This window comes from Cryobacterium sinapicolor (assembly GCF_004403465.1).
In the GTDB taxonomy this organism is placed as follows: domain Bacteria; phylum Actinomycetota; class Actinomycetes; order Actinomycetales; family Microbacteriaceae; genus Cryobacterium; species Cryobacterium sinapicolor.
On record NZ_SOGQ01000038.1, the window covers coordinates 1 to 7,011 of the forward strand.

6 protein-coding genes are annotated in these 7,011 nt (G+C 69.6%); 2 read left to right on the forward strand and 4 right to left on the reverse strand.

Annotation, left to right across the window (positions count from 1 at the left end; genetic code table 11):
* Nucleotides 1–130: 130 nt before the first annotated feature.
* The 4 genes from E3T28_RS08125 to E3T28_RS08140 form a co-directional block, all read right to left on the reverse strand.
* Nucleotides 131–1,504, reverse strand: a complete 1,374-nt coding sequence (locus E3T28_RS08125; RefSeq protein ID WP_134429618.1) for an NAD(P)/FAD-dependent oxidoreductase — start codon at nucleotides 1,502–1,504, stop codon at nucleotides 131–133.
* Nucleotides 1,505–1,647: 143 nt separating this feature from the next.
* Complete coding sequence (locus tag E3T28_RS08130; protein ID WP_134429620.1) at nucleotides 1,648–2,922, reverse strand: saccharopine dehydrogenase family protein; 1,275 nt, start codon at nucleotides 2,920–2,922, stop codon at nucleotides 1,648–1,650.
* A 109-nt stretch (nucleotides 2,923–3,031) separates the two neighbouring features.
* Entirely contained in the window at nucleotides 3,032–3,745 is a 714-nt protein-coding gene (locus tag E3T28_RS08135) for a phosphatase PAP2 family protein (protein ID WP_134429622.1), read from the reverse strand.
* Between the two features lie 236 nt (nucleotides 3,746–3,981).
* The gene (locus E3T28_RS08140) at nucleotides 3,982–5,259 is read right to left on the reverse strand and encodes a multidrug effflux MFS transporter (RefSeq protein WP_134429624.1); all 1,278 of its coding nucleotides are present in this window, start codon (nucleotides 5,257–5,259) and stop codon (nucleotides 3,982–3,984) included.
* 409 nt (nucleotides 5,260–5,668) lie between these two features.
* Here E3T28_RS08140 and E3T28_RS08145 point away from each other — a divergent pair, with 409 nt between their 5' ends.
* Nucleotides 5,669–6,541, forward strand: a complete 873-nt coding sequence (locus E3T28_RS08145) for a DsbA family protein (RefSeq protein WP_134429626.1) — start codon at nucleotides 5,669–5,671, stop codon at nucleotides 6,539–6,541.
* Between the two features lie 80 nt (nucleotides 6,542–6,621).
* A complete protein-coding gene (locus E3T28_RS08150; RefSeq protein ID WP_134429628.1) occupies nucleotides 6,622–6,948 on the forward strand; it encodes a CHY zinc finger protein in 327 nt (108 codons plus the stop codon).
* Nucleotides 6,949–7,011: the final 63 nt, after the last annotated feature.

Consider the following 7,011-nt stretch of genomic DNA (forward strand, 5'->3'; position numbering starts at 1 on the left):
GCCCTAGCCCGACGACGCTGCGACGTTCTCTATGCCATGCTGCGCGACGGCACCCTTTATCAAACCGACCATCAACTCGCGGCTTGACAAAAACATAGGGGCACCCCCCGGGAACCGCCGAGCGACCGCCCTAGTGCCCGCGACCGGAGACCACGTCCGCGACGGATGCGATCGGAGACGTCGTCTTCCGGCGAGTGAGCTCGGCATGGTCGGCCAGCGAGTAGGCGCGGTAGAGCGCGTGCACGGCGAGCCAGCGCAGCGGCTCCGGCTCCCAGTTGCGCACCCGGTGGTTCACCCACGGCAGCCGGGTGAGGCCGGTGTCGTTACCGAGGATGAGGTCGGTCAGCGTGCGCCCGGCCAGGTTCGTCGTGGCCACCCCGGTGCCCACATAGCCGCCGGCCCAGGCCAGCCCGGTCGCCGGGTCGAGCCCCACCGTCGCCGCCCAGTCGCGCGGCACGCCCAGCACGCCGGACCAGGCGTGATCGATCGCCACGCCCGCCGTCGCCGGGAAGAACCGGGTCAGGATGCCCCGCAGCGCCTTCACCGTGCTCGCCGGGGTCCGCCCGTCGGAATCCGTCTGCGACCCGAACCGGTACGGCACGCCCCGGCCGCCGATCGCGATGCGGTCGTCGGCGGTGCGCTGCGCGTACATGTAGGCGTGCGCCATGTCACCGAGGGTCTCCCGTCCCTCCCAGCAGATGCTCGCCCAGACGTCCGAGCCGAGCGGCGCGGTCGCGATCAGTGTCGAGTTCATCGGCAGCCAGGCCCGGTGCAGGCCCTTCAACCCCGCCGTGAATCCCTCCGTGGCGCGCACCACGAACTCCGCGTCCACGACGCCCCGGTCGGTGATCGCCCGGTGCGGCGTGATCTCGCTGACCTGGGTGTCCTCGTAGATCTCCACGCCGAGACCCTCCACCACCCGGGCGAGCCCCGCCGCGAGTTTGGCGGGGTTGATGCGCGCGCAGTGCGGGTGCCACATCGCCCCGGTGGCGCCGGCCACGTCGATGCGGGCGCGCGCCGCCGCCGGGGAGAGGAGTTCGACATCCGTCATGTCCCAGGCCTGCTCCGACCGGGCGGATGCCTCGAGGCGCCGTTGCTGCGGCTGGTCGTACGCCACGGTGAACTCGCCGCCCTTGACGATGTCGGCGTCGATACCCTCGTCCGCGGCCACCCGGATCACCTCGTCGACCGTCTCGTTCATGCCGGTCTGGAACCGGGCCGCGGCGTCGCGCCCGTGCGAGGCGACGTACTGCTCGCGGCCGCCGGTGACCGAGTTGGTCAGCCAGCCGCCGTTCCGCCCCGACGCGCCGTAGCCGGCGAAGCGCTGCTCCACGATCACGATCCGCAGTGCCGGGGCCGCCTTCTTCAGGTAGTAGGCCGTCCACAGCCCGGTGTAGCCGGCGCCGACGATGCACACATCCGCCGTTGTCGGCCCGGGCAGGGGATCGCGATTGGCCGGCCGGCCGAGCTGGTTCCACCAGAAGGAGACATCACCATTGATCATTCCCGTACCGCTTTCGTTCCGACGGATGTTGCGCGTCCAGTCAGAGCATCATCTCGCATCCGGCGCGCGTGCGGCGGGTGCCTCGCAGCCGGTGCCGCCCGCGGGCAACGGGCAGCGGGCCACCGGCCACCGGCCGGAACCGGTTACGCCAGCCGGTCCTCCATCCCCCAGGGCTGGCCGTAACCGCCGTCGGATTCGGGCGCGCTCATCAGGTCGAGGAACGCCTTTGCGTCGAAGGCCTCCGGGCCGAGCACGCCGATGCCGCCCCAGGTGCCGGCGGCCAGCAGTTCCAGGGCGATCACGGGGTTGAGCGCGGTCTGCCAGACCACGCACTGGGTGTCGTACTCGCGCATCGTCCACTCGTTGTCGGCCACGTGGTACAGGTAGACCTCGCGCGGCCGGTCGTCGAGGCCGGTGCCGGTGATCCACACGCCTGCGCAAGTCTTGCCGGTCATCCGCGGGCCGATCGTGGCCGGGTCGGGCAGGCAGGCGGCGACCACATCGCGCGGGGCGACCAGCACCGGGCCGGCGGCGCTGCGCACCCGCACCGGGTCGACCCGGTCGAGGCCGAGCAGGTGCAGGGTCTTCAGCACTCCGATGAATTCCTCGCCCAGGCCGTACTTGAAGGTGACCCGTTTCGCATCGAGCCAGCGCGGCATCAGCACCACCTCCTCGTGCTCCACGTTCACGCACTCGACCCGGCCGATGCCCTCCGGGAAATCGAACATTTCCGGTTCGCTGAACGGCGGAGTGGTGAACCAGCCGCGGTCCTTCTCGAAGATCAGCGGCGGGTTCAGGCACTCCTCGATCGTGGTCCAGATGCTGAACGAGGGCGCGAAGATCTCGTTCCCGGCGTCGTCGCGAACGATCAGGTTGGCTCCGTCCCGCGTGCCGAGCTCCTCGATCTGTCGAAACAGGTGGTCGGAGGCGTAGCGGGCGAAGACATCCGAGAGTCCCGGCTCGACGCCCATGCCCACCAGGGCTAGGCGGCCGGCGGTCTCCCAGTCGGCGGCCTGCGCGAACTGGTCGTCACCGAGCATGACCCCGGTCTGGCGGTAGGGATCGGTGGGGTGCGGCTCGGACAGGCTTACGGCCATGTCGAGGTAGTCGCAGCCGGCGGCGAGCGCCCCGGCGAACACGGTGGGCACGAACTTGGGCTCGACCGCGTTCATCACGTGGGTGGCGCCGTGCTTCCGGGCAACGGATTCCACCCGGTCCGGGTCGCCGGCGTCGATCTGCTCGGCGGAGAACCGGGCCGCGACGGCGTGCCCGTGCTTCAGGCCGATCGCGACGATCGTGCGCTCCGCCCGGGTCAGGTCGAAGTCCGACACGATGACGTGCTCGAAGAATGTGCGCCTGGCGATGATCTTTGCGAACGCGTCTCCGACGCCGCCCGCCCCGACAAGGAGGATTCTCATGCTAGGACGCTACCCCGGGGCATCCGTCGCCGTCAGCCCCGCGCGTCGCCCCGAACCAATTCGACGGAGATTCTGAGGAAAACCGGCTGTTCTGTCCCGATTGAGCGCTCTAAACGGAATTTCTCCGTCGAATTCGCAGGGGTGACGGATGCTTCGCCGCCAGTTCGCGCTCCCCCTGGAGCTTCGCGGCGACCGGCGCCCACAGCAGCACGGCGACGGCCGCGCCGAGCAGCAGCCCGCCGATCGTGTCCGTCAGCCAGTGTGCGCCCAGGTAGGTGCGGCTGACCATCATCAGCACCGTGTAGACGGCGCCGGCCAGCCAGACCCAGACGCGCGGGAAGAGGATGCCCAGGCAGACGGCCATGGTCGCCGCATTGGCCACATGGCCGGACGGAAACGAACCGAAATCAGACACGACCAGCATATCTTCCGGCCGCGCGCGCCCGAACAGGGACTTGAGCACCTGCACGAGACCCGAACTCACGATCGTCGCGACCACGTAGTAGCCGGCCGCCCACGGCCGTTTGAGCAGCAGCAGGACCAACAGGATCAGCACCGGAATCACGATCACACCGGCGATCCCCGCGCCGAGGAAGTTCATCGTGAGCGAGAGGTACTCCCAGACCGGCGCCCGGTGCTCCAGTATCTCGTCCATCCACTCGGCGTCGATCTTCAGCGGGCTGCCGTTGCCCCGCACCACGATCAGGGCGCCGAGTCCCACGGCCAGCAATAGCGCCGCGGCCCCGCTGACCAGCGGCCAGCGGCGGGCGATGCGCCGGGTCGCGGGGGTGGCTGCGGTCTCGGGGGCGCGCTCGCTCATCATTCCTCCATGCTAGATCGGTGCCGGACCGCGACCGTTCGCCGGGGCCGTTTGCCGCGCACCTCCGGTGGCTTAATCAGGAGGTCTGCGAAGCCGGCGACGACGGATGCCGCAATCACGCGGCATCCGCCGCCGCCACGGCGTCGCCGCCCGGAATCTCCTGAGTTAGCCACCGGCGGCCACCGGCGGCCACCGGCCGATGCCGCCTGACGGTTACGGATGCCCGCACCCGAGCTGCCTCAGTGCCCCAGCGCGGGCACCGTCCGGGGCCGCACGACCAACCAGAGGGCGAGAATCGACACGACGGCGGTGACGCCCATCACGGCGCCCATCGGAACGGCGGTCCCGACGCCGAGCACCCCGACGATCGGGGAGATCAGTCCGGCGACGCCGAAGTTCGCGGCGCCGAGCAGCGACGCAGCGGTTCCGGCCTCGTGCGCATGCGCGTTCAGGGCGATCACCTGAACGCTGGGCATCGTGAATCCGAAGGCCGCGATGAAGAACCAGAGCGGAACCAGGGTGCCCCACAGCCCCGCGCCGGCCAGGTCGAGCAGAACGATGGCGGAGGCCGTGATGAGGAGCACCAGAGTGGACACCGAGATGATCCACTGAGGGCCGATGTTGAAACGGTGCATCAGCCGGGAGCTGAGCTGAACACCCGCCACGACGCCGAGTGAGTTGACGGCGAAGAGCACGCCGTACTGCTGCGGGCTGAATCCGTACACGTCCTGGAACAGGAACGACGACGCCGAGAGGTAGGAGAACAGACCGGTGAACGACATCGCGCCGATGATCGCGACGCCCACGAAGACCCGGTCGCTGAGCACCGCACGGTAGCGCTGGCGGAGGGAACTGTGCCCCGTGGTGTGGCGCTCGGCATCCGGAAGTGTCTCGACGATCCAGAAGGCGACGGCCAGGATCACAACCGCGCCATAGGCGGCGAGCACCCAGAAGATGCCGCGCCAGCTCATCACGAGCAGCAGCTGCGAGCCGATGACCGGGGCCAGCACGGGGGCCAGCCCGCTGATCAGCGCGAGTCGGGAAAGCATCTTCACCAGCGGCTTACCGCCGAATAGGTCCCGCACCATCGCGAGGGCGACAACCGCGCCGGCGGCGGCGCCGAAGCCCTGCAGCAGGCGGAAGACCCCGAGCCAGACGATGTCCTGGGAGAGAGCGGCGCCCACGCTCGCCAGGATGTGGAAGCCGGTCGCGAGCATCAGCGGCAGGCGGCGCCCGACCTTGTCACTCCACGGCCCGACGATGAGCTGGCCGAAGCCGAACCCGATCATGGTGCCGGTGAGGGTCAGCTGGATGGCCGCCGGCGAGACGCCGAACTCGCCCTCCAGGGTGGGGAACGCCGGCAGGTAGAGGTCGATCGTGAAGGGGCCGAGGGCCGTGAGCGCACCCAGAACGATGATGTAGACGAGGCGCTGACCGCGGGAAAGAGCGTCGCCGGGATGCTTCGCGGTCGACCTCAGGTCGGCAGCGGTAATGACGGTGATGGCGGCGGTAGTCACGAAGTGTTGATCCTCGGTATCAATGGTGCCGGCCCGACGGGGCCGGGGCGTGCTGGTCTGGTGAGGTCGAGGCGCCGCATCACGGGCGTCAGTACCAGCAGCGGAACGCGGAACCGCTGTCAGAGACAAGACCACCGGCCCGGCAGCTATTCCCCCGGCCGGAGAACGCCGCAGAAGTTGCAGGAATCCCCACGATCGTGCACCGGGCGTGGACAACGGCGGCACCCGCGTTCAATCCCACTCCGGGATGACCGCTGACACCTCCCTCGCTACGCACAACACCGCCCGGGTTTACGGTGCCCCGGACCGCGCTCACAGACCCCTCACAGCCGCACTGCACCTCGCCCCGAGACGGACCCTCTAATCTTGGAACCACCTGCCAGTCGCTACGAAACGGTGCACTAAGTCCATGAGCAATGTCTACGGCAAGCCTGTCCCCCCGAAGAAGGATCGCCGCGAGATGGCGCGTGAAAGCGCTCGCCAGCTCCGCGAGGAGCAGCAGAAGAAGGAGAAGCGCAACCGCTGGCTTCTTCGCGGCGGCATCGGCGCCGGCCTGATCGCGGCTGCCGTGGTCGTGGCCCTCATCGTGGTCGGCAGCCAGGGTCCTGCGACACCGGGTCCGCTCAACATGGCCAGCGACGGGGTGGTGCTCGGCGGCGACGGCACCAACATCGTCCCGGTCGAGACCGTCGCGCTCGCCGCCGACGAAGACCCCATCGCCACCGACCCGACCACTCTCGGCGACACCGCCAATATCGTGGTCTACGCCGACTACCTCTGCCCGTTCTGCGGCCAGTTCGAGACCACGAACGGTGAGCAGATCGCCGGCTGGGTGGCCGCCGGAACCGCCACGCTCGAGTTGCACCCGATCTCGATCCTCGACCCGGTCTCGGCCGGCAGCAAGTACCCGACCCGGGCCGCCGCCGCCCTCGCCTGCGTCGCCAACTACGAGCCCGAGAACGTGCTCGCCATGAACGCGGCGCTGTTCGCGAACCAGCCGGCAGAGAACACCGAAGGCCTGACCGACGACGACCTGGTCAGCTTGGCCACCGACTCGGGCGTCACCGACGAGAAGGTCGCCACCTGCATCACGGAGAACACCTTCGCCTCCTGGGTCGGCGACGCCACCCAGCGGGCGCTCGACGGCCCGATCCCGAACGCCGACATCAAGCAGATCAAGGGCACGCCCACCGTCCTGGTGAACGGCGTTTCCTACCCCGGCGCCCTCGACGACCCTGCCGCCTTCGAGGCCTTCGTCACCGAGCAGGTCACCGGCGAGTAGCCCCTGAGGCCGGGATGCCGCGAGGCGCCCCGGCTTCACCGCGCGGGCAGCCGCGTTCGCCCCTCCCGCGAAGGACCAGCATGCAGATCCACGGACAGACCGTCGACGCCCAGACCCGCTGCGTGCACTACCATTCCGCCCTCGACATCGTGGCGATCAAGTTCTTCTGCTGCGAACGCTTCTACCCCTGCTACCAGTGCCATTCCGCCGGCGAAACCCATGCCGCCAGGCTTTGGCCGCCCGACCGCTGGCACGAGCAGGCCATCCTCTGCGGAGTCTGCCGCGGCACACTCTCGATCGCCGACTACCGGGCGGCCACGGCGTGCCCGTCGTGCGGCGCCGCCTTCAACGACGGATGCCGCGCCCACGCCCACCTCTACTTCGACCTCCCGGCGACGCCGGCCTGAGCCGCGCCCACCGCCGCGCCACGCCCACCGCCGCGCCCACCGCCGCGCCGCGCCCACCGCCGC